Here is a 20,609-nt window from a genome sequence, read left to right as displayed (position 1 = left end):
TTACATGTATGTGAAATGTGATGAAAATGGGCTTTAAGATAAAATTACACATAGCAAAGATTCTATACTTTATATTTATCGTTTGTAACTGAGGGTGTTTTCACAACTGCGGTAATGCAATCACTCAAGGCTAAAAAGTCGCTAGATTCATTTGGCTCTATTACGATAATATCACCTTGTTTGTATTCCTTGCCCTTCATGCGGACACTTCCTGTTACAATCACGGTAATTTCTGTGGCAATTTTGTGAGTATGGCACTCTTCATAGTCGCCTTTTTTGTAATATTTGATTCCTACTTCAAAATCTTTAGTTTGAATGACTGATGGGGTAAAATCACCCACAAACCAACCCCGTATCATAGAATCTAAACTATAAAGCTGCATATTATCCCTTTGGCATATCAAGATATGCACGCAATTCTTTCATTAAAAAAGTTTCATTGCTCTTTTCCCATTCTATAATATCCACACCCTCTAGTAAGACAGAATCTATCTGCAAAGAAAACTCGATTAAAGTAGTATTTTCACAAACAAAGATGTTTCTTGCTTTAAAATTTAATGCCTTGCAGCCATCAAAGATACCCTGCATTGCTTTTAAACACGCTTCCTTCCCCTGAATCCCATTTACTGCATTCTTTTTAATCTCTGGATCGCATAGTGTGAAATCCGCACATAGCATATTAGAAATCGCATTTATATCCTTTGTGCCAAAGGCTTTTATGTAGTCTTGCGTTAATTGCTTAAGCATTGTGTATCCTTTCAAACTCTGTAATCTTAGCAGGACTATAAAAAGTATGATATTGTTCTGCTGGTATGTTATAAACGGCAATTTTTTGATTTTTTAAAATCATTTCATTAAGACAAGGGGCAATATAATATTTTTCTTCATGTGCTATTTCTTTATAAATCATGCTTTGTGTAGATTCTACAAAATATCTTCCGTGTTTAAAATAGAAAAATCCCGCTATGGCATTTTTACTTAATGGCACTTTTTCAGCAACCTGCACGACAAAGCCATCATTATCCAAACACGCATAAGCGTAGCGTGGATGAATGGAGGGAAATGTAATAACACCTGCATCAAAATCTGCAAAATATTTTAGAATCTTAGATAAATCACAATCTAAAATTTGATCTGCATTGCATATAATAAGCCCATTATCATTATTAATGTATTCAATCGCAAATAACGCACTACATGCCATACCCGCAGTATCATTTTTTAGCACGATAAATTCTGTATTTGGACTTAATAGCTTGATTGTTTTATCTAAATGATATTTATTCACATACATTTCACGCAATACGAAGATAAATCGTGCGTTAGGAATTAAAGCAAGATTCTCTAAGCAATGCTCTATCATAGTCTTACCGCAAATCTCAATAAGTGGTTTAGGGAAAATATTGATACTATCATCAAAAAACATACTTTTTCCTGCCAAAGGTATAAGCACATTAATCATTTGCATTCCTTTCAAAACGATCTATATGTGATTGAATATTGTCTAGATTCACATCTAAAACGCTTTGGACTATCATCACATTTGCCCCTGTAGCTTTAGCTGCTTTAATGCCGTGATCATTATCTTCTATTATCATCACTTCGTCTGGTTTAAGCTGAAGTCGTCCTATTGCCTTATTATAGATTTCTGGGTCTGGCTTTGGCTTTTTTACATCTTGGTTTGAGAGATAGAAATCAAGGTATTGTAAAAGAGCTGATTTTTGCATCATGGTTTCAATGGTTGCTTGTATTGAGTTTGAACATACGGCAAGTTTGTAGCCCGCTGATTTTAGCTTTGAGAGAGCGTATTCATGGATAAAAGTTGGCTTACAAGAGGTATAGACAATCTGCATGGTATAGAGTTGCTTCATTTGATTGATAAAATTATGAAGTCCTTGTGGTAGATTTCTCTCCATAGATAGCATTTCTAACTTTTTCTTTGTTGGCAATCCATCAAAAGTAACTAAATGGTCATAACGGCTAATTTGCATGCCAAACAGCCCTAATGCTTTATTTAACGCTTCATAATGCCAATCTTTTGCTTCAATCAACACTCCGTCCATATCAAAAATAACCGCTCTTATCTTAGCCATGAAAAAACTCCTTTGCTGCTTGTGTATAATCCGTGCAAAGCATGATTTTATTATGCAATTTATGCTTATTTATAATGTATCTATACTCTTCCCATTCACGCCAAAAATCTCGCTTATGTAAATCTGGTGATACAATGCAAATTTGCTTCTTTTTATCCAAATGTTTAAGAATTATTTCTTCACTAATCCAATGATTACAAAACTCATCAAGCCATACACCTTTTGCTTTATCATACAATGCAGGTATTTTTTCATATTCACTCTGCCTTGTGAATACATTCATATCATGCTTTATGTAGCTAAGCATATCTGGCAAGGACATATCGAAGACAAAATAATTGCCAATGCAATATTGTTGCAACGCTTTTTTTAGTGGCACACAAAGCCCATCTGCTTTGATATTTAGGGCAAGTGTGAGATTATTACCATGTTTTTGATATGTTTGCAAAAAAGTCTCAAAAGATTCTGCATTAGAATCTGCCATATCATGCGAAATCACTAAATCCAAACAATAATCTCTAATATCTGTCTCAACACCATAACCCAAACTAAAACTTTCATAAAAATTTTGCAAACTATTACCAGATTTATGTGCCTTTATGTTAGATTCTATGTTTCTTTTTATTGCGTTATTTTCATTATGAGAAAATGCGTTTTTTCTTTCTATGTCTGTTTTTATGTTAGATTTCACATTAGATTCTATAACTGCATTTGCCTTTATATAATGGTTCAAACCCCTATGTGCTAAGATAATCATCGCCTCTATTCTCTCTTTATAAACTCATGCCGCAATTTACAAAAAAAAAAAAACGATTTGCAAATATTTTGATTTTTTTTATGGTTATTATTTTTTTGGGTTGCAATCGCTTATTTTTACATAAAATAAGCGATTGCATAAAGTGCCTAAGTTTTTAAAATATTAATACGAAGAAAGAAATGTTTGTATATTAGAGTAAATGTGCAATTCATGCCTATGTTTTGATAAGTTTAGGAATTTTTAGATTCTTTCTGTTTAAGCTACAACAAGAATCTATCTTAGCTGTATCGTATGTGTGTTATTTTTAGCACTTTTCAATGTGTATTGATAGATTCCATCGAGTTCTATGCTTACGCGGTAGAGATTGCTTTTTGCATTTACGCCAACTTTTGCATAATACTTTTCACCTGTGCCGATATTGCCATCATAGGCTGCACCTTTATCACGGCTAAAATCCACCACAATAGTCGTAGGATTTGCAAGTAAAAAATGTCGTAAGATTCTATGCTTTGGTGAGCTTATCACAAAGGTTTTGCCCTCCATGTAAAACTCAAAATCATTCAAGCTAAAATATCGTTTAGAAATATTTCTTATAGCCTCTTGCTGTGTGATTTTAATGGGATAATGCCAATCGATTGTTTTATCTACTTTTAGCTGTTTGCTCTCAGTCGTGCCATCAAGATTTTGAAAAGTGAGTGTAACGCTTTTTAATTCTCTTGCGTTACTTGGAAGCTGCACGCTTTCTGTTGTTAAATGCTTTTTACCTTTATTATTTTGTTGTGCTTGAAAATCCCTTTGATTTGCATTAATCATAAATGGATTTTGACTAGCATACACACTCACGCAAGAAAACACACTTATCCCAAAAATAGCAATAATTTTAGCAAATTTCATTCATATTCCTTTTTTGACTCAAATATAGTCAATGTAGCAAAAAAGATTCCATGCCCTTTAAAGCTTTAGTTTCGCATGGAATCTTTGCTCTAATATGTCTAGAATCTTTTGCAAACTTTCTTGCATTTGAGATTCTGTAAGTGTCTCATTCATGGATTGAAAAACAAAACGAATGCTTAAGGCTATATTGCCATCACTTTCATGATATATATCAAGTGGTAAAATCTCTTTTATATCGTGCAATGATGCCTTTTCAAGCTCTGATTTTATCGCACTAAAGCTTACATTTTTATCAAGTAAAAGCGTTAAATCTCTCTTATTTGCCTGATATTTTGAAAACTCTTTTGCAAGTTTATCATCTTGTTGTTGTGCGAGTAGTAAGGCAAAATCGATTTCACAAAAATATACATTTCCTAAATCATACATTTCTGCAATATTTGGGTGTAATTTTGACATTACGCCGATAATCACGCCATTTTGTAGCATATTTGCACTTTGATATGGGTGGATAAGCCTTGATTTTTGAAACTTACTTGCGGTATTAATGCACTCAAAATTACCGATAATCTCACTCACATTTTGTGCGAAGTTAAAAAAGTCAAGCCCTATTCCCTTAGGGTTTGGATAGCTTGGCGTTTTTAGATAATCACTCATTGCAAAGGCAAGTTTCTGCTTTGCATTTCTATCTTTATCATACACATATCCAATCTCAAAAAGTCGTATGCCCTCATATCCATAGCGTTTATTTTTCGATAGACTTTCTAAAATATGCGGGATAAGTGAGGGGCGTAATATGTCAAGCTCACTTGTAATAGGATTTAAAAGCCTTTTATCTTCATTTAATGGTTCAAAGCCTAATGTCTCCAACTTTTTAGAATCATCAAAGACATAATGCACACATTCAATATAGCCATGTGCTAGTGCTTTTGCGCGTAGCTTCTTTGTCTTTTGGTGCGTGATATAGGCTTGTGTAGTTTGTGGTATCTGCTCTATAATATGCTTTTTTGGGCGTATATTATCAACACCATATAGACGCAGCACTTCTTCAGCAATATCTTGCTTACTTTTAATGTCATTTCTAAAAGCTGGTGGCTGGGCGATGAAGAAATTTTCATCGCAAGTAGCTTGGATTCTAAAATTTAATCGCTTGAGTAAAAGGGCTATCTCTTCTTTTTCTATTGTATTTCCAATGCAGTCTGAAATGTATTCAAAAGTCATTTGTATATTTGTTGGAGAATAAGTCCTTGCAATTTCTTGCACACCTGAATAAAGATTTGAATGAAGAGATTCTAAGCTTTTGCAAATAAAATTCATACCTAGTTCTAAATCTGGATTACTACCTCTTGTAGAACGATGTAAAACTTCCTGTGTCAAGGTTGCCTTATCCATACCATAGGTTTTATTGGCAATTAATACAGAATCTATAAAACTTGCTTCTAATATAAAGGTTCGTGGATAATCACGCTTTTCAATCTCATAGGAAGTCGCACCAATGCTTGTTAGCTTAGTATATTTTACATTTTCATCTTCATGAAACTCTGCATAGACAGATTCTAAGCCTCTTTCATCTGCCTTTACTAAAAGCTTTGCTTCTTTACCATTGTTAGATACATCACTAGAATCCATAGGATATATATTAAATAAAACACCTGTCATGTATGTTGTATATTCAGCAAAGTTACTCATAGGACATTGCTTATATCTGCCATTTAGTCCAAGCGTTAGGGCAATGGCAAGTGGCGTATAGCCCTCTTTTATCTCAATGATTCTATATAAAAGTGAGGAATGCAAATCTCCATGCGGCACAACTTGTAAGAATCTGCCCACACCAAGTGCTATGCTTGGCTCATTTGCGACAATATTTTTAGGAATGAGATTAAACACACTTGCAATATCTCTTGCTACACCTAGCACAGATAAACAATCCCCCCTATTTGGGGTAATGCCTAGCTCTAGCACACTTTGGTGAAATATTGAGTAAGTGTAAAGCTCTTTACCCAGCACAAGCTCACCAATGCTAGAATCAAGCTCTAAGATTCCATCATTTAATTTTGGCAATCCAAGCTCTATGCTAGAACAAAGCATACCAAAGCTCTCAACGCCCCTTATCTCACTCTTTGTAATCGTAGTGCTACCATCTTTACCAAAAGGCAAAACTGAATCTATAAGTGCTAAGGCTACATACTGCCCTGCATACACATTCTTCGCACCACATACAATCTGTAATACTTCAGTGCCAATATCCACTTCACACACACTCAATTTATCAGCATTTGGGTGCTGTATCCTTTTCAATACCTTTGCTACGACAACATTTTGTGGGATTGTAGTCTCATATTCTCTCTCAACTTCTAAGCCTATGCTGCTTAACACTCGCACAAGCTCTTTCCAATCGATTCCACCTAATTGAATAAAATGGCTTAAACTCTCACTTGTAACTATCATTAAAACTGCTCCAAGATTCTCAAATCTGTCTCATAAAAACTGCGTAAATCATTAATCCCCCATTTCAGCATAGCAAGCCGCTCAATCCCCATGCCAAAGGCATAACCACTCACATCTTCATAGCCTACCGCACGAAATACATTATGATTTACCACACCACAACCAAGTATCTCTAAAAAGCCTGTATGCGAACATACCCTGCACCCCCCCCCTTTACAAAACATACAACTCACATCGACTTCCGCACTAGGCTCTGTGAAAGGAAAGAAAGATGAGCGAAAACGCACCTTTACATCACTGCCAAAGATATGTTTCACAAAGTCCTCTAAAATGTATCTCAAGTGAGCAAAGCTTATGTGATCACCTTTTTCCACTACCAAACCTTCACATTGGTGAAACATAGGTGAATGTGTCATATCATAATCTCGTCTAAAAGTGGCACCTGTGCATATCATACGAATAGGCGGCTTATTAGTTTCCATTGTGCGTATTTGTGTTGGCGATGTATGTGTCCGCAAAAGCATAGAATCTTTAAAATAGAACGTATCTTGCATGTCTCTTGCAGGATGATATTTTGGTAAATTCAGAGCCTCAAAGTTGTGGAAATCATCCTCAATGAAAGGACCATCTTGCAAAGAAAAGTTTAATCCCACAAAATAATCAATGATAATATCACGCATCTGATATACTGGGTGTCCATTGCTTGCAAAATTACTCTTTTTAAACAAGCTTGTATCAATTTTTTCACTCTTTAGTTTTTGCTCTAAATCTTTTAAATCAATCTCTTCTTTTTTGATATGAAAAATATTTTCAAACTCTCGTTTAAGCATATTTAATTCTGCTGCTACTTCTTTTTTCTCTATACCTCCAAGCATACTTAGTTTACTGAATGCTTGTGTAATATAACCCTTTTTTCCGCTCATTTCAATGCGTAAAGATTCTAGACTTTCCTTACTATCTGCTTGTGCTATTTTTGCAAACGTGTCTTTTATACATTGTTTTAATTCCAACATGCAAAGCCCTTAGTGTTTCTTTGGTTTTTGTCTTGTAATATTTTCTGTGAAAGCTTTATTCTATCTAAAGAAAATGGATTTTTGCTACAAAGTATGTATTTTTTGCTAGAATGATACATTCAAAATACAACTATGGCAAATAAAACTAGAAAAGGATATAGCATGGCAGAAAAAGGCATTTTTGAAAAAATCGTTGATAGAGAACTCCCTGCAAATATTGTATTAGAAGATGATGAGTTTATGGCATTTCATGATATTGCCCCAAAAGCCCCGATACATGTGCTTATTATCCCAAAAAAATGGGTAAAAGATTTTAATGGCGTTACACCAAGTCTTATGGGAGATATGAGTGCATTTATCCTGCGTGTAGTAGATACTCTTGGCGTGCGTGAAAGCGGTTATCGCCTAATAACTAATATCGGGAGTGATGGCGGACAAGAAGTCCCACACCTGCATTTTCACCTACTTGCAAAACGCAAACTAGAACCACATTTTGGGTGAGTTGATAAAAGCTTGGTTGCCAATGATTATTAAGGATAATAAAACATTTTGAATCTTAGATTCCAAAAGAGAAACTTGGTTATTTTAAAGGTTCAAAATAACAAGAATCTAGATTCCCACATTTTCACATAAAGGACCAATATGAGACATTACAAAATCACAGCAAAGGGTAAGGTACAAGGTGTAGGGTTTAGAAACTTTACGAAAGCCTATGCAGATTCTAAAGGGTATAAAGGCAGTGTGCAAAACCTTGCTAACGGACATGTAGAAATATTTGTCAGCCTTGAAGATTTAGGTGATTTTCTAGCAGCATTGCAAAAGGGTAATGGTAGAATGAAAGCGAGTTCTTTTGAGATAGAACACCTCGATTCAACAGATTCAATGGAGTTTTCAAGCTTTGAGGTATTACCTTGATGAATCTTTTTTTATCGCTTTTTGATATTGCTACTTACATACTTTTTGTATTCGCATTATCTTATTATCTTGCGACTACGCTTCAATGGTATAATTACAGCTTTTTGCGTATCCTTACAAAGCATCATAAAAGTATATGGCATATCTATTATTTTGTCGTGCCGCTTGTTATATATGCGGGGCTATCGATGTTTTATCATGGTATGCTTTTTTATGGATATTTTTATTTGATGTATTTGCCCCTGCTTTTTTTGTGGTATAAAAGCCTTGATAAAAAGCTTGTATGGACACAAAGGATCAAGCGTTTATTTGCATTTATTTCGCTTTTTACTATCCTTAGCGTGTGCTTGTGTGTGTTTGTTTTTCATACACATATATATGCTTTAGTGCCGCTATATGCTTTAGTGCCGCTTATTTTAGGCTTTTTATGTGCGAATGTGTGTGAGAGTTTGCTATTTAGAATCTATGCGAAAAAAGCACATAATAAATTGCAACAATTACAGAATCTAAAGATTATTGCCATCACTGGAAGCTATGGCAAAACAAGTATAAAAAACTTTATCGCTCAAATCTTACAACAGCAATTTAGTGTCTATGCAACGCCACGCAGTGTGAATACCTATAAGGGCTTAGTCGCAGATATTAATCAAAATATTAATGCTACACATGAGATTTATATAGCAGAGGCAGGGGCTAGGCAAGTCGGGGATATTAGAGAGATTGCAGAACTGCTGCAGCATCATTATGCAGTAATAGGCAAGATAGGACACGCACATATTGAATATTTTAAAAATATTGAGACAACGACAAAAACAAAGTTTGAACTGCTATATTCAACAAGGCTTACACATGCGTTTGTGCAAAAAGATAATAGCTATGCAAATGTCCTGCCACCGCAGTTTGAAGCAAATATGAAAAAGATTGTAGCCTATCCACCAAAGCTTAAAGATATAGAATCTACACTTGAAAAGACTTCATTTAGCTTAGAGCTAGATTCTATTTTTGTGCCATTTACATGCAAGATATTAGGGCGGTTTAATATCGATAATATCGCAGTGGCAATCATGATTGCAAAAACGCTAGGCATGGATATAAACGCATTGCAAAAGGCAGTAGCAAAACTCACACCTATACCACATAGATTGCAACGCATAGACACAGCACAAAAGGTTATCATTGATGATAGTTTTAATGGGAATCTTGAGGGCATGAGTGAGGCTATCCGCCTTGCTTCACTTCATCATGGTAGAAAAATCATCGTAACGCCGGGTTTAGTCGAGCATGATGAAGCAAGTAATATAGAATTAGCACAAAAAATAGATAAAGTGTTTGATATAGCAATTATCACAGGTGATTTAAACGCAAAAATCCTTGATATACACATAAAAACACCGCAAAAAATCATACTCAAAGACAAAACAAAGCTAGAAGAGATTCTAGCCGAGAGTGGCAAACAAAATGATTTAGTGCTGTTTGCAAATGATGCACCAAACTATATTTAAATAGGGTTATGTGTGATGAGATAGCATTTGGTTTATGTTTCGTCAAATTGTAAATCACAGCTTAACACCAATGCCACTAACCCATAGGCTACTTGCTTTCACTATTTGTATGTGTGATTGATAGAATCAATCACATGCCAAAGTTTAGATTCTGAAGTTATATTTCTTATCGCTAATAAAGAGCTATATTAACACACAAAAGCCTTACATTAAGGATTTTTAAACTTTATTAATGTGTGTATGTCTATGCAATTTTTAGACCCATTAAGTATCAAAACGACATGTCGATTTTTTCAAATATTTGATACATAAAAATATAAAAAGTAATGTATTTTTCTTGCCTACATTGTTTTAACTTGCATGCAAAGTATTTATAACCTATGTAATTGGGATGGCTTAGGTATTATAAAACATCTCACTCGGTAATGCAATGCCGCCCCGTAAAGTTCAAAGGTTGTATGTTTGTGCTATATGCTATATTTCACTTAACGCTGACCTACAAGGCTAATATTCTCCAGATTTACACTCAACATGTTTTTGTGAATTGTTAGGTAAAATCCAAACATACCAAGCAATCTGCAAAAACCATTGTAATAACCAACATTAATCAACTTCAAAGACAAAGACATCATCAGTTAATATGAGTAATATAGCTTAGAATCTACGATAGATTATCGCCAGATTCTATATATAATCTAATACATATCAAATAAAATACGCATTATACAACAGCTACTTCAAATTCTCATTTCTTAAGTTATGCTTTATTAAAAGTTTATCATATTCGCCACTTTCTTTAAGCTCTTTTATTGCTTCATTGATTTTAGCGAGTAATTCTGCATGTTTGCCTTTATCAAATGCGATGGATAGTCCCTCGCTGCCATCTTTTTCATGATAGAATCCAATAAGTTCTTCATTTTCTTTAAGGTAGCCTTGTGCGGTTGCATAATCTGCCAATGCCACATCGACTTTGCCCGATTTAAGGTTTAGTATCGCGCCTAAAATGCTTTCACTCATTACCACTTTAATATTGTATTCATCTTTCATTTTCTGTGCGGCTTGCTCTTGCACCGTGCCAAGAAATACGCCGACTTTTTTACCTTTAATAGAATCTTTATCGACTATATCAGCACTATCCTTTCGCTTTATATACAAAGTCTCACCCTCATAGTAAGGAATGCTAAAATCTACTTGCTTCATACGCTCTTGTGTCGCACTCATACTTGAGATAATCATATCGATTTTACATGCCTTTAATGCGGGTATAAGACCATCAAAGCTCATGTGATTTAGCGTATAGTTAAAGCCCACTTTCTTACTGACTGCATCAAGTATATCTATATCAAAGCCTATTATTTTTGCGTCCTGTTTGTATTCAAATGGCGGATACTCTGCATTTAAGCCAACTCTTAATTCCTTATCATTTCCACCACATGCCTCTTCCTTGCTACATGCGACAAAAAATAACGCAAAACCAACACACAATAACGACAAAATTTTCTTCATAAATTTCCTTTCTAGTGATTTAAAACCTTGTTTAAAAACTCTTTTAAACGCTCATTTTCTGGCGTATTAAAAACTTTATTGGGATTATCATCAACGACAATTTGCCCCTTTTCCATAAATAAGATTCTATTTGCAACATTCTTTGCAAAGCCCATCTCATGCGTAACAACAACCATTGTCATGCCCTCTTTCGCAAGCTCTTGCATTAAAGCTAGGACTTCTCCTACCATCTCTGGATCAAGGGCTGAAGTCGGCTCATCAAATAAAATAACGCTAGGATTCATACATAAGCTTCTAGCAATAGCAATGCGTTGTTTCTGTCCGCCTGAAAGCTTTGAGGGCTTCACACTCTCTTTATCTAAAAGTCCTACTCGCTGCAACAAGTTTCCAGCCTTTTGCATTGCCTCATCTTTTGTCATAATCCCTGTTTGGATAGGGGCTAATGTGAGATTCTCTATCACATTTTTATTATGAAAAAGATTAAAATGCTGAAAGACCATGCTAACTTTTTGACGCACTTTATTAATATCTGTTTTAGAATCCATAATGTCTATGCCATCGACTATGATTTGCCCACTTGTTGGCATCTCAAGTAGATTGAGACAACGCAAAAAAGTGCTTTTACCACCACCACTAGGACCAATGATAGCGACTACCTCGCCCTCTTTAATCTGCGTTGTGATTCCATGCAGAATTGTATGTTCGCCATAGCTTTTTACGAGATTATGCACCTTAATCATGTTTATGCAACTCCCTTTCTAAAAGCTTTGTAAGCCATGAAAAAATTTTCACACACATATAGTAAAACACCCCCGCAAATATATATGGCGTTGGATTATACAAAACCGCTTGTAATGCCTTTGCCTGCATTGTCAAGTCATTGACACTAATCAGCCCCACGACAGAAGTTTCTTTAAACACAACGATAAATTCATTCGCAAGGCTAGGCAAGATATTTTTAATCGCTTGTGGCATGATGATATGCCTCATTGTCGCAGAATGCGTTAGTCCCATAGCTCTACCAGCATCCATTTGCCCTTTATCTACACTTTGTATCCCAGCCCTTACAATCTCTGCGATATATGCCGATGAGTTTAATCCAATAGCAACAAGGGCGGCTAAAAAGTTATCATTCAATGTCGCAAATACAATATAGGCAAACACTAAAAGCTGTATAAGCAAAGGTGTCCCACGCAAAATATCAATGTATTCATCAATAAGAAAGTTTAAAATGCGAATTTGCAGCATTCTTAAAAATGCAAGTAAAACTCCAACCACAATACCTATAAAAACCCCACCAGTAGTAAGTATAAGCGTGATTCCAATGCTTTTAAAAGTCGCATTTAAATCCGCACTACTCAATCCATAAGGAAAGGTAAAGTAGAATCCAAGTCCTACGATTAAACAAAAAACAAAAAAGCGAAAGAAATTTTCCAAATAAAAACCTTATAAAATCTTAGAATTTCGATATTATCTAAAAATTTGCATTTTTGGTAAATGTTTATTTAAGTTTCTAAATGAATACAAAATCCCTCTTTAACAAAAGCTAATTTTAACTCACAATGCTTTGTGATATTTTTAAATAAAACTCGCTTCACATTACATCAATACAGAAAGTCTTTGTTGCGTTGAGATGGTGAAATAGTGTAGCCACATATATTAAGATTCTAAGCACAACCCGCTATTCAAAGCAGCATAAATGGGTAATTTTAGGCACTCTTTATAAAAAATATTTGCAATAGCAAATAATTTTTACATTATTTCACAACACATTGATTATAATACGATTTTAATTTTCATAACTCTAATAAACACTAAGCATAAAAGGCTATCTTTATGTATAAAATTGCGATACAAAGACCGGTTACAACCTTTATGTTTGCTATGGCTTTGATTCTATTTGGATTCTATGCGTTAAATAACATGGCAAAGGCGTTATTCCCTGATGTAGATTTCCCTGTTGTTGTGGTAAAGACGACTTATAAAGGGGCTAGTGCAGATACGATTGAAACAAAGATTACAGATAAGATAGAACAAGCGGTATTAGCTATTGATGGTTTAAAATTTGTATCATCAGTATCAGCAAAAAATATTAGCATAGTAACCGTTATGTTTGAGTTAGAAAAGCCCATTGAAGTGGCAGTCAATGATGTGCGTGATAAGGTCAATGCGATTGTGCTTGATTCAGAGATTGATAAGCCAAGTGTGCAAAAGCTAGATACAGGCAGCACCCCTATTGTTTCACTCTTTTTATCCACCGATAAGAGTGCGCCTGAACTCATGCGACATGCAAATAATGTCGTAGCTCCAATCCTGCAACGCATAGGTGGTGTAGGTAATGTGCAGCTTAGTGGCTATCGTGAAAGGCAGATTAAAATCTTCCCAGATCCAACTTTGATGAATAAATATGGAATCACTTTTACAGATTTATCGGGCATAATAGGCAAAGAAAATAGAGAAATGGATGGCGGTAGGCTTTTATCTAGCACAAAAGAATTTTACATTATCACAGATTCTAATAGCATAAGCGTTGAAGAAATAGGTGATATTACTATTAAAGACGGCTTAAAGCTAAGAGATGTAGCATTAGTAGAAGATGGACTAGCAGAAGAGAAGTCTTATGCGACCTATAAAGGCAAAAAAGGCGTGATTTTACAAGTGCAAAAAATCACGGGTGCAAATGAGATTCACATAGCAGATGGCGTAAAAGAAGCAATAGAGCAAATAAAGCTAGTAAGCCCGGGATATGATATAGAAACCTTTTGGGATACCACAGACTACATTCGCTCATCAATCAAAGATATTCAGTTTGACTTAGCATTAGGGGGTGTTTTAGCAGTATTTATTGTATTTGTATTTTTACGCAATGCGACAATTACACTAGTTTCTGCTATCTCTCTTCCCGTGTCAGTTTTAGGGACTTTCTTTTTCGTGCATGTTATGGGCTTTACGCTTAATATGCTTACAATGTTGGCTCTCACTCTTGCGATTGGGATAATCATTGATGATGCCATTGTTGTTATTGAAAACATACATAAAAAGCTAGAGCATGGCATGACAAAAAGACAAGCCGCCTATGAAGGTGTAAGAGAGATTGGCTTTGCTATTGTTGCAATTTCTGCGATGCTTTTATCGGTGTTTATCCCTGTTGGGACAATGAGTGGTATAGCAGGGAAATTTCTCTCAAGCTTTGGGCTAACCGTTGCAGTAGCTGTTGCTATAAGCTATGTTGTTGTTATAACTATCATTCCTATGTGTAGCTCTATTGTAGTAAAAGCAGAGCAGTCAAGATTCTATCATGCCACACAGCCTTTCTTTGAAAAGATAGATAGAATCTATGCAAATACTCTAGCATTTCTTATGCGTAGTAAGAAAAATATGACTCTTGCCACTCTTTGTGTATTTGGAGTCTTTATATTCTCACTCTATGTAGAAGGGACTTTAGGAAATGAATTTATGCTAAAAGAAGATAGAAGCGAGTTTCAAATCTCAATCAAGGCAAAGCCCGGAATCTCAATACAAGAAATGAAACGCAAATCAGAAATCTTTACAAAGATTGTAGAAAAGAATCCCTTTGTAAAATTCACTACACTTCAAGTTGGACCGGGTGATTTAGCCCAAGCCTTTTTCGCACAAATCTATGTATCCTTGCAACCACTAAAAGAGAGAAAAAAGCAAAAAGGCAATAATAGTCAAGATGAGATTCTAAAACAGATATTAGCAGAACTAAGGGCGAGTGAAGAAGTAAAAGAGCTTGATATTTATGGCTCTGAAGTGCCACTTGTTGGCGGTGGGCAGGATAATACACCAGTGCAAGTCGTAGTCTTTTCTCCAATAGATTCTATCATGCAAAAAAGTGTAGAGAATCTAGAGAGATTTATCAATGAAACAGAAAAAAGCTTTCAAGGGAAAATCACAAACTATCATAAAAATACTTCAGATTCTATGCCAGCATATAGGCTAAAGCCGATAAAACAGAATCTAGCACAATTTGGCATAAGCACAACAGATATAGGTCAAACTCTCTCTAGTGCGTTTTCAGGGGAAATGCAGGTAGCTTACTATAAAGAAGCAGGGAAAGAATACTATATTACTTTGAGAGCCCCAGATTCTAAACGCATTGATTCTAAAGATTTACAAAGAATCCAAGTGAGAACAAAAAATGGTGATTTGGTATTCCTTGATGGCTTAGTAGAGATTGAAGAAGGCTTTACTGCTACAACGATCAATCGATATAATAGACAGCGAAGCATAACTCTTGCAGTAGAGCCTATAAAGCATAGCGGGCTTAGTGTGGGCGAAATGACAAAGGCTATACAGGATAATGCAACAAGGGGTGCAAAATGGCTTGAGAGTGGAGCGGGATACAAGTTTATGGGACAAGCAGATAGTCAGGTAGAGAGCCAAGAGGCATTTAGCATAGCGATTTTAATGGCATTAGTGCTTATCTATCTTATCTTAGCTGCCCTTTATGAGAGCTTTATCCAACCTTTAATCATTATGATAACAATGCCACTTAGCTTTAGCGGTGCATTTTTTGCGATAAAACTTACAGGTGGGGCAGATGCGTCTATGAGTATGTTCTCTATGATGGGGCTAATACTACTTATTGGTATGGTAGGCAAAAACGCAACTCTGCTTGTAGATGTAGCAAACGAGCAAAGAAAGCTAGGCAAAAGCATAGCAGATTCTATACAATTTGCTGGACACTCAAGGCTTAGACCAATCCTTATGACAACTATCGCAATGGTAGCAGGTATGCTTCCTTTAGCCTTTGCCACAGGCGATGGCAGTGCGATGAAAGCCCCTATTGGCATTTCTATGATAGGCGGACTTTTAGTCTCTATGTTTTTATCCCTGCTTGTTGTGCCAATATTTTATAGAATCATCGCCCCACTTGATGAGAGATTCCAAAAACTTTATAAACCTAAAGGTGAAGATGTGCTAGATGAGAAATAGAAATTGTTAGCGTTGGTGTGATTGCGAAGTAAGAGCAAAATTTTGGTAGAGATTACACAAACAACAATGCTTTCGCATTGACATAAAATAACAAAAAAAGTATCCCCATATTTTCCCACTTTTAGTTTTATCGTCATCTCATCTCAATAAAAATATGCTACAATGCAATTTTCAGCTATTTTTAAAGTTTTGGATACGATATGAGTGAAAGCACACAAAAAAAAGAGCAAATATCACTAGAGAGAAACACAAAAGAAACACAGATTAATTTAACACTTAATCTCTATGGGAATGGCACAAGCGATATACAAACAGGCATTGGCTTTTTTAATCACATGCTTGAGGCGTTTTCAAAACATTCACTCATTGATTTAAATCTCACATGCAAGGGTGATTTGGAAGTCGATATGCACCATAGTGTGGAGGATTGTGGCATTGTGCTTGGAGGGGCATTGCATAAAGCTATATTTCCTGTGCAAAATATCGAGCGGTTTGGGAATGCTGCTGTTGTGATGGATGAGGCTTGTGTGTCGTGCGATATTGATATTAGCAATCGTGCATTTTTACTCTTTGATATGCAAGCCGCACAGAATGGATTCTATGGTAAAGCGGGAGAGTTTGATGTGGAGTTGGTAGAAGAATTTTTCCGTGCGCTTGTCATGCAGGCTGGGATAAGCACGCATATAGTTTTGCAGCGAGGAAAAAATTTGCACCACATTATAGAAGCCGCTTTTAAAGCATTTGCGGTGAGCCTAAGACGAGCGATAACAAAAAATGCTTCCATACAGATTCCAAGCACAAAGGGGTGTTTATGAGTGATATGATAAAAATGATAGTTTTAGATGTCGATGGCACTTTGACAAATGGGCAGATTGGGCTATTACATGTAAATGGCGTGATTGTTGAGACAAAAAGCTTTAATGTGAAAGATGGCATGGGTATTAGTGAGTGGATTAAGGGTGGTGGATTTGTGAGTGTTATTAGTGGTAGGCAGTGCATTTTGACGCAGCATAGAGCAAAGGAGCTTGGCATACATGAAGTGCATTTGGGAGTTGAGGATAAACTTGCGTGTTTGAAAGAGATTTGCAAAAAATATAAGATTTTGCCTGATAATGTGGCGTGTATCGGCGATGATGTGAATGATTTGAATATGTATGCGTTTTGTCGCTATAGCTTTGCTCCAGCTGATGCAAGTGATGTTAATAAAATGCGTGCCTCTTTTGTTACACATGCAAAAGGCGGTGAAGGTGCAGTGCGAGAAATGATTGATATGTTAGCGAGTATAAGGGATTAGGTTGTAGCACATTCTGTGTGGTTTTATAGCGCTTTATAACCTTTGTGAAATTGTCTTTCTTGTTTTGCTGTTTATAAACTTTTTGTTAATATCAATCGCTTTAGAATTTATCTTTGAAACTACTGGGTTACTGGGTTGTATGGGCAAAAAGAAACCTAGTTTCTAATTTTATCTCCATTAAGGAACTCTATGGATAATGCCTTGCAATCACAACTACAAAAGATTCCAAATGAACCCGGAATCTATCAATACTATGATAAAGATGATAAATTACTCTATGTGGGCAAAGCAAAGAATCTTAAAAAAAGAGTGAAAAGCTACTTCACAAAAGAATGCGGTCCAAATCCAAAAAATAGCCTTAGAATCCAGCACATGGTCGCACAAATCGCACACATTCACACAATCATTGTAGCAAACGAACATGAAGCCCTTATCCTTGAAAATTCATTCATAAAATCACAGAATCCAAAATACAACATTCTCTTACGCGATGATAAAACATATCCCTATATTACGATTAATCTTAATGACTGCTACCCTAGATTTAGCATCACAAGGCGTATCATAAAGCATAAAGATACACTCTATTTTGGTCCATATCCAAAGGGTGCAAAAGAGATACTACAAAGCCTTTATGAGCTTTTCCCCATAGTCCAACAGGCAAGTTGTCTCAAAGGTAAAAAACCATGCCTTTATTATCAAATAGGCAAATGCCTTGGCGTATGCAGCATAAAAGATTCTAACACAAAAGCAGAGTATGACTCATATATACAACAAGCCATAATACTTATGAAAAATACAAGCAAAATGCAAAAAGTTTTAGAATCTAGCATGCTTTCATTTGCAGAAAAAGAGCTTTTTGAACAAGCAAAGATATGTAAAGATTGCATTGATGTCTTGCAAGAGACTACGAAATTTTGTGCGGTGGATATGAAAAAGCTTTATAACGCTGATGTGTATAGCTTTGTATTGCAAGGCAGTAATGCGATATTATTTAAGCTATTTGTAAGAGATGGTAAGGTCGTAAGCACACATCATCAGTTTGTAAAACCAAATATGACAAATGACGCAGAAAACCCATCGCAAAAAGAGTTGATAAGAGAAGAGTTGGCATGTGAGATTTACACCCAAGCTTTACTAAAGATTCTAAAAGAAGGCACACTTTGTGATGACATTATCCTTGCTGATATTAGCACAGAGAGTTTGCAAACACTAAAAGATTCTATACCAGAGTTTGCTAATAAGCTATTTGCCCCGCAAAAAGGTGAAAAACTCCGTCTTGCCACACTCGCACGCACAAACGCCCTGCATATACTCACACATAAGACAAATCTATATGCAAAGCAAGAGCAAGTATTGCAAGAGATTAAAGATCTTTTTTCACTAGACCATGAGATTACAAGCATTGAGGTCTTTGATACAAGCCATCATAGCAGTAGTTTTATCGTAGGCGGTATGGTAAGCTATGTAGATTATGATTTTTATAAACCCGGATATAGACACTATAATCTAAGCGGTAAAGATGAGTATTCGCAAATGAGAGAAATGCTAACAAGACGCGCTAAAAGCTTTGATGAGAATCCAGCCCCAAGTCTATGGCTACTTGATGGTGGATTAGCACAGATTAATCTAGCTTTAGAGATTCTAGAATCAAGTGGGGCTAGAGTGAGTGTCCTAGCTATCGCAAAGGAAAAAAGAGATTCTAAAGCTTATCGTGCAAAAGGACATGCAAAAGATATTGTCCGCTCAAAGCATGTAGAGTTTAGATTACAAGCCAATGATCCCAGACTACAATTCTTACAAAAGCTACGCGATGAAGCTCACAGATTTGCCATTACCTTTCATCGTAACAAAAAGGTTGGGGATATTAGAAAGGGGTAGATTCTATGCTGTTGTAATGTGGTTTTTTGGATTATTAAGATATGAAAGGGTGTGAAATATAGGCAATTGCCATGTTAAATTGTAAAAAAGATAAAAGTCTGTTGTCGCACAGCTTTTAGATTCTATAACAACTTATAGTATTGAGCAAAGTAAAACATTTTGAAGCCTAGATTCTAAATAAGATTTTTACTTTTTAATGGGAATCTCAAACAATTTGCTACCAAATGCGATAAAGTCGTCCATGTTGCATACGCGAGTTTAGCTCAATAGATTCTCTTCTTGCATCACATGCTGCAAACATGCCTAATTCACATGCTACTTCTTGGTAATGCTCGTAGTCTTGCTTACTAAGAGATTTAGAATCCATATAAGCACAAGCGATGGCAAACTCTTTATCACATGCCCTTTTGCGATATTCTAAGATATGTTCGCGTTGTTTTTCAAAAGAATCGTTATTTTCATACACAAGTGAAAGCAAAAAGCACTCAAAAACTCCGCCTTTATCGCATTGTGTTTGTATGTGTTTTAGAATCCTATCAGCTTCTTGTGTTTGATTATTGCTGAGATAATGCTGTCGCATATACATACAGCTTAACTCATCATTAAAATAGCAACCATGCCGCATGTAAGAAAGCGTTTTTTTAGGATCTCGTGAGACACCACGCGCATCTTTACTTGCAACGATTAGCATACCACAGCTTAGTCCAACACCTGCGTTACATTCCTTATTAAATTGTGCGAGTATTGTTTCGCACACCTTGTTGTCTTCGAGATAGTAGCACTTGCCAAGCAGATTTACCTTTTGTGCTTTTTGTGTGTCATTAAGTATCTGGGCTTGCACTCTGGTCCATTTTAAATCAGGGTTTTGCACGAAAGAATTTTGAGATTTTTCTGCTACATTTGCCGTATTTGTCGCACAACCAACAAGAAATAAGCATATACATATTAACCGAAGCATAATTTTCCTTTTAACTAAAGATTCTATAACCCCCTATCTTCTCCCCCTTGCATCAAGCCCCTTTTTTACAGATCGTTCAAACTCCATAGCAAGTTCTGGGTGTTTTTCTTCAAATCTTTTTTGAGTCTCGATAATAATATCTTTTTGTGCGTTTTTGTGAAGAGATAGGGCAATGAGAATGTTTTTAATTTGTAGTTTGCTTAGTTCCAATTTATCATATTCGCTAAAAAGCTTATCTAGCACTTCTTGTAAATCGTCTAGTGAGCTAGAGCTAGAATCTAACACCATCATAACACTTTCAACACTAAATCCACCTGTTAAATCAATGTCAAACTCTCTTTCTTTTGGCTTATTCGATAGCACAAACTTAAAAAGTGCAAAGATAAATAACA

At 35.7% G+C, this 20,609-nt stretch carries 20 protein-coding genes; 7 read left to right on the top strand and 13 right to left on the bottom strand.

The annotated features are described in order from the left end of the window. Positions 1-62: 62 nt before the first annotated feature. The 8 genes from T368_RS0107295 to pheS form a co-directional block, all read right to left on the bottom strand. Positions 63-383, bottom strand: coding sequence for a hypothetical protein (locus T368_RS0107295; RefSeq protein ID WP_004085837.1), 321 nt, complete (start codon positions 381-383; stop codon positions 63-65). Between the two features lies 1 nt (position 384). Then, on the bottom strand, positions 385-747 hold the full coding sequence (locus tag T368_RS0107290; protein ID WP_004085840.1) for a nuclear transport factor 2 family protein: 363 nt from the start codon (positions 745-747) through the stop codon (positions 385-387). Further along, a complete protein-coding gene (locus tag T368_RS0107285) occupies positions 740-1,462 on the bottom strand; it encodes a glycosyltransferase family 2 protein (RefSeq protein ID WP_004085842.1) in 723 nt (240 codons plus the stop codon). Before T368_RS0107285 ends, T368_RS0107290 begins: the two co-directional genes overlap by 8 nt. Further along, positions 1,455-2,093 carry an HAD family hydrolase gene (locus T368_RS0107280; RefSeq protein ID WP_004085843.1) on the bottom strand — a complete coding sequence of 213 codons (639 nt, stop codon included), beginning with the start codon at positions 2,091-2,093 and terminating at the stop codon, positions 1,455-1,457. Before T368_RS0107280 ends, T368_RS0107285 begins: the two co-directional genes overlap by 8 nt. Beyond that, complete coding sequence (locus T368_RS0107275) at positions 2,086-2,850, bottom strand: PI-PLC domain-containing protein (RefSeq protein ID WP_004085845.1); 765 nt, start codon at positions 2,848-2,850, stop codon at positions 2,086-2,088. Before T368_RS0107275 ends, T368_RS0107280 begins: the two co-directional genes overlap by 8 nt. Before the next feature lie 273 nt (positions 2,851-3,123). Further along, the gene (locus T368_RS0107270; RefSeq protein WP_004085847.1) at positions 3,124-3,744 is read right to left on the bottom strand and encodes an AMIN domain-containing protein; all 621 of its coding nucleotides are present in this window, start codon (positions 3,742-3,744) and stop codon (positions 3,124-3,126) included. A gap of 57 nt (positions 3,745-3,801) precedes the next feature. Further along, positions 3,802-6,189, bottom strand: a complete 2,388-nt coding sequence (pheT, locus tag T368_RS0107265; RefSeq protein WP_027338392.1) for a phenylalanine--tRNA ligase subunit beta — start codon at positions 6,187-6,189, stop codon at positions 3,802-3,804. Then, positions 6,189-7,202: a phenylalanine--tRNA ligase subunit alpha gene (gene pheS / locus T368_RS0107260; RefSeq protein WP_004085851.1), complete on the bottom strand. Its 1,014-nt coding sequence runs from the start codon at positions 7,200-7,202 to the stop codon at positions 6,189-6,191. The genes pheT and pheS overlap by 1 nt, the downstream gene beginning before the upstream one ends. Positions 7,203-7,364: 162 nt before the next feature. Between pheS and T368_RS0107255 the strand changes: the two genes are divergently transcribed. From T368_RS0107255 to T368_RS0107245, 3 genes are all read left to right on the top strand, one after another. Further along, entirely contained in the window at positions 7,365-7,703 is a 339-nt protein-coding gene (locus T368_RS0107255) for a histidine triad nucleotide-binding protein (protein WP_004085853.1), read from the top strand. 141 nt (positions 7,704-7,844) lie between these two features. Continuing rightward, entirely contained in the window at positions 7,845-8,117 is a 273-nt protein-coding gene (locus T368_RS0107250; protein ID WP_004085855.1) for an acylphosphatase, read from the top strand. Next, positions 8,117-9,619 carry a Mur ligase family protein gene (locus tag T368_RS0107245; protein WP_004085857.1) on the top strand — a complete coding sequence of 501 codons (1,503 nt, stop codon included), beginning with the start codon at positions 8,117-8,119 and terminating at the stop codon, positions 9,617-9,619. The genes T368_RS0107250 and T368_RS0107245 overlap by 1 nt, the downstream gene beginning before the upstream one ends. A 732-nt stretch (positions 9,620-10,351) precedes the next feature. On the opposite strand, the gene T368_RS0107240 is transcribed toward T368_RS0107245, so the two are convergent. Genes T368_RS0107240 through T368_RS0107230 form a run of 3 tightly spaced genes read right to left on the bottom strand, consistent with a single transcriptional unit; the run spans position 10,352 to position 12,562 of the window. Beyond that, positions 10,352-11,125 (bottom strand): basic amino acid ABC transporter substrate-binding protein, encoded by a 774-nt coding sequence (locus T368_RS0107240; RefSeq protein ID WP_004085859.1) that lies wholly within the window; start codon positions 11,123-11,125, stop codon positions 10,352-10,354. An 11-nt stretch (positions 11,126-11,136) separates the two neighbouring features. Then, positions 11,137-11,865 (bottom strand): amino acid ABC transporter ATP-binding protein, encoded by a 729-nt coding sequence (locus tag T368_RS0107235; RefSeq protein ID WP_004085862.1) that lies wholly within the window; start codon positions 11,863-11,865, stop codon positions 11,137-11,139. After that, on the bottom strand, positions 11,858-12,562 hold the full coding sequence (locus tag T368_RS0107230) for an amino acid ABC transporter permease (RefSeq protein ID WP_004085863.1): 705 nt from the start codon (positions 12,560-12,562) through the stop codon (positions 11,858-11,860). Before T368_RS0107230 ends, T368_RS0107235 begins: the two co-directional genes overlap by 8 nt. A gap of 399 nt (positions 12,563-12,961) precedes the next feature. Here T368_RS0107230 and T368_RS0107225 point away from each other — a divergent pair, with 399 nt between their 5' ends. From T368_RS0107225 to uvrC, 4 genes are all read left to right on the top strand, one after another. Next, positions 12,962-16,084 (top strand): efflux RND transporter permease subunit, encoded by a 3,123-nt coding sequence (locus tag T368_RS0107225; RefSeq protein ID WP_004085865.1) that lies wholly within the window; start codon positions 12,962-12,964, stop codon positions 16,082-16,084. 200 nt (positions 16,085-16,284) lie between these two features. After that, a complete protein-coding gene (gene hisB, locus T368_RS0107220) occupies positions 16,285-16,899 on the top strand; it encodes an imidazoleglycerol-phosphate dehydratase HisB (protein ID WP_004085866.1) in 615 nt (204 codons plus the stop codon). Next, complete coding sequence (locus tag T368_RS0107215) at positions 16,896-17,378, top strand: KdsC family phosphatase (protein WP_004085868.1); 483 nt, start codon at positions 16,896-16,898, stop codon at positions 17,376-17,378. The genes hisB and T368_RS0107215 overlap by 4 nt, the downstream gene beginning before the upstream one ends. A gap of 189 nt (positions 17,379-17,567) precedes the next feature. Next, on the top strand, positions 17,568-19,259 hold the full coding sequence (gene uvrC, locus T368_RS0107210; RefSeq protein ID WP_004085870.1) for an excinuclease ABC subunit UvrC: 1,692 nt from the start codon (positions 17,568-17,570) through the stop codon (positions 19,257-19,259). 217 nt (positions 19,260-19,476) lie between these two features. Here the strand turns inward: uvrC and T368_RS0107205 are convergent, their stop codons facing one another. Together T368_RS0107205 and T368_RS15910 are read right to left on the bottom strand one after the other, a co-directional pair. Beyond that, positions 19,477-20,217 (bottom strand): sel1 repeat family protein, encoded by a 741-nt coding sequence (locus tag T368_RS0107205; protein ID WP_004085872.1) that lies wholly within the window; start codon positions 20,215-20,217, stop codon positions 19,477-19,479. Between the two features lie 33 nt (positions 20,218-20,250). Further along, the coding region (locus T368_RS15910) for a hypothetical protein (RefSeq protein ID WP_027338389.1) at positions 20,251-20,609 on the bottom strand (359 nt) is incomplete at its 5' end.

It is taken from the genome of Helicobacter bilis ATCC 51630 (genome assembly GCF_000686565.1).
Classification (GTDB): Bacteria; Campylobacterota; Campylobacteria; order Campylobacterales; family Helicobacteraceae; genus Helicobacter_A; species Helicobacter_A bilis.
This window is presented reverse-complemented; position numbering and strand designations above follow the sequence as displayed.